Origin of the sequence: Mycobacterium helveticum (genome assembly GCF_007714205.1) — a bacterium.
In the GTDB taxonomy this organism is placed as follows: Bacteria; Actinomycetota; Actinomycetes; order Mycobacteriales; family Mycobacteriaceae; genus Mycobacterium; species Mycobacterium helveticum.
On sequence record NZ_VMQU01000328.1, the window covers coordinates 1 to 757 of the forward strand.

Below are 757 nucleotides of genomic sequence, written 5' to 3' on the forward strand. Positions count from 1 at the left end.
GCGGCCAACGACGGGCGGGCGATGGGCAGCTTCATCGATGAGTGCGTGGCCGCTATCCCGGCTGGCTGCCAAGGCAACTACCGGTTGTGGCTGCGGGTCGACTCGGCCGGCTACCAGCAGCAGGTGATCGAGGCCGCCGAGCGGCACCACGCGGACTTCTCCGTCACCGCCAAGCAGTACCGGCCGGTGCAGGCGCTCATCCACGCGCTGGCCGTCGATCCGCACACCGTGTGGGCCCCGGCGTTGGGGCATGAGACCGACAAGGGCAGCCAGATCGCCGAGACCACCACCACGTTGCTGGGGCACAGTGTGCGGCTGATCGTGCGACGCCAACCCAAACAGTGCGGTGACCAACTGGCCTTCGACGACCTTGACGGCTGGCGGCTGCATGCGATCATCACCAACGTCGAGGCGGACCGGATGAGCGCCGCTGAGGTCGAGGCCCATCACCGGCTGCGCGGCGGCATCCCCGAAGACACCATCCGGGCGCTCAAGAACGACTTTGGGATGATCCACGCCCCGGTGCAGTCGTTCTTCGGTAACTGGCTGTACTGGCAGGCCGCCGCCCTGGCGCACAACGTCGGGCTGTGGCTGCGCACCCTGGCGCTGCCCCGCGCGGTCCGCCGGGCCCGCGGCAAACGACTGCGCCTGGCATTTCTCAACGTCGCTGCCCGGTTGGTGCGTCACGGCCGACGCCTGCACCTGCGTTTTGCCGCCGCCTACCCCCACGTCGAGGCATTCGCCACCGCGTTACGAC

Annotated in this window: 1 protein-coding gene; it reads left to right on the forward strand. The window is 69.0% G+C overall.

Features of this window, described 5'->3' with window-relative positions; genetic code table 11:
* Nucleotides 1-757: transposase (locus FPZ47_RS27750; protein ID WP_144957530.1), on the forward strand; the 757-nt coding region annotated here is incomplete at both ends.